This is a genomic window from Bacteroidota bacterium, from assembly GCA_030706565.1.
Lineage (GTDB): Bacteria > Bacteroidota > Bacteroidia > Bacteroidales > JAUZOH01 > JAUZOH01.
Genome location: JAUZOH010000548.1, coordinates 1 through 2,085 on the forward strand (window position 1 = coordinate 1; position 2,085 = coordinate 2,085).

At 37.0% G+C, this 2,085-nt stretch carries 1 protein-coding gene; it reads right to left on the reverse strand.

The window, feature by feature from the left end; genetic code table 11:
* Positions 1 to 892 precede the first annotated feature (892 nt).
* Positions 893 to 2,085, reverse strand: a 1,193-nt coding sequence (locus Q8907_16650; GenBank protein MDP4275899.1) for an MBOAT family O-acyltransferase, incomplete at its 5' end; no start/stop codon positions are given.

The window sequence follows — 2,085 nt, forward strand, 5'->3', positions numbered from 1 at the left end:
GAATGAAGCCGACGCCAGGAGGCGGAATGAGTTGACGCAGTCACAGTCTTTTTTGTAAACTTTTTGTGACGACAAAAAGTTTGAATAAAGTTTTAACGCAAAGAAAACCACGGAGGCACTAAATGAGACTATGAAATTTTAAAATATTTCTTAGTGAACTCTCCGTGACTTAGTGGTTATAAAAACGCTGAAACGGCTAGATCCTCAAATCAAACTTTCTCCAACCTATAACCAGTATCCCGTTATAACCTCTTTTTACTACTTGCGAAACTTCAATTATAAAGATTTCAGAAAAATTCATTATGATTATATTTTTCATTGCCGTCAGCTTTAGCTGACGGAGGGAATAATTGAGCATAGATATTTATTGGGCTTTAGCCCAAATTTGTTTTCAAATATTTGAATTACTATCGAAAGATTTGGCTAAAGCCGGGGAAGATACCTCTTTCTTCCGTTGGCTGAAGCCAACGGCAATGAAAAATACCCTAAAATCAATTGCTCTAAAGTCCGATTATGGTTTAATAAAATTGATCGGATCAAATCTAAATTTTTATCATGCAATAAATTTTACCTGTAAAGGTAATTGTCAAAAAAATTGATCTATAATAGTTTTATTAATTGGTATTGATTTTTTCTTGCCTTCAATTTTCTAAGTCAATTAAGGCCATGTGCAAAATTTTAATTTCATAGAATTTCCTATTGCCGTCAGCTTTAGCTGACGGAGAGGATAAGCCTGAATTTATTGGGCTTTAGCCCAAATATTGGATTTTTCAAATTATGCCAGAATATTTGACAAAAGCCAACGGCAATAAGATTAATGTTTTTATTACCCTTTCCTATCATTTTGACAGGAAAACTTCCCCATTCAAACTGATTTTCAAATCATAAAACATTAAAACTGGAAATAGATAAATGGTTGTAAAGCACTTGATTTGGACTGATAAAGGATGAATACGGTCAGAACGGCAACCGCAACTTTAGCAACTACGGGAGTCTGGATAAACCAGCCGCGGTATGTTTCCCTGAATGATGCCGGCAACCAGTGAATCAGATAAGCAAAGCCAATGATCAGGAATACTGTTTTATACCCTGTAATTATTTGAGGTATTTGAACAAAATCAAAATGATGTAAGATTTGTGCCATCATGCTTAATACTGAATTTATATCTTCAGCCCTGAAAAACATCCAGGCAAAGGCCACAAAGTGGAAGGTGAGAACGATTGAGATCAGCCTGTAAAAACGGTTACTTTTATTCCTTAAAGGATTAATGTCGTCCCACAATCGGTTAACAACTAAACCTAATCCATGTAAAGTTCCCCAAATAACAAACCGGATATTTGCCCCGTGCCATAATCCGCCTAAAAGCATGGTCAGAAAAAGATTAAGATAGGTCCTGAATTTCCCCTTGCGGTTGCCGCCCAGTGAAATGTACAGGTAATCCCTAAGCCAGGTAGAAAGCGATATGTGCCATCTTCTCCAGAAATCCCTTATACTGGTTGCTTTATAGGGAGAGTTGAAATTAACAGGCAGCCTGAAGCCCAGCAGCAGGGCAACGCCGGTTGCAATGTCGGTGTAGCCCGAAAAATCACAGTAAATCTGCAAAGTATAAGCATAAACAGCCATCAGGTTTTCAAAACCGGAATAGGACAGGGGACTGTCAAAAATCCTGTCCACCAAATTGATGGAAATGAAATCGGCGACTATTATTTTTTTGATTAAACCATTCAATATCAAAAAAATAGCATAACCCATTTCTGCCCTGGACAAATTATACTTATGGTTGATCTGGGGAATAAATGCTGCAGCCCTGACAATAGGGCCCGAAATCAATTGGGGAAAGAATGACACGAATAAGGCATAGTCCAAAATATTTTTAACGGGTTTCAGTTTATTCCTGTAAATATCAAGGGTATAACTTAACGATTGGAAAGTGAAAAATGAAATTCCAACCGGCAGGATAATTGTCGAAATATCAAAATGACTGCCGGTCAGCTCATTGCTCCACTTTGAAAAGATGTTGACTACCTCCAGATGGGTTTGAAAAAGCCGGTTTATTGAATCTATGAAAAAGTAAGAATACTTAA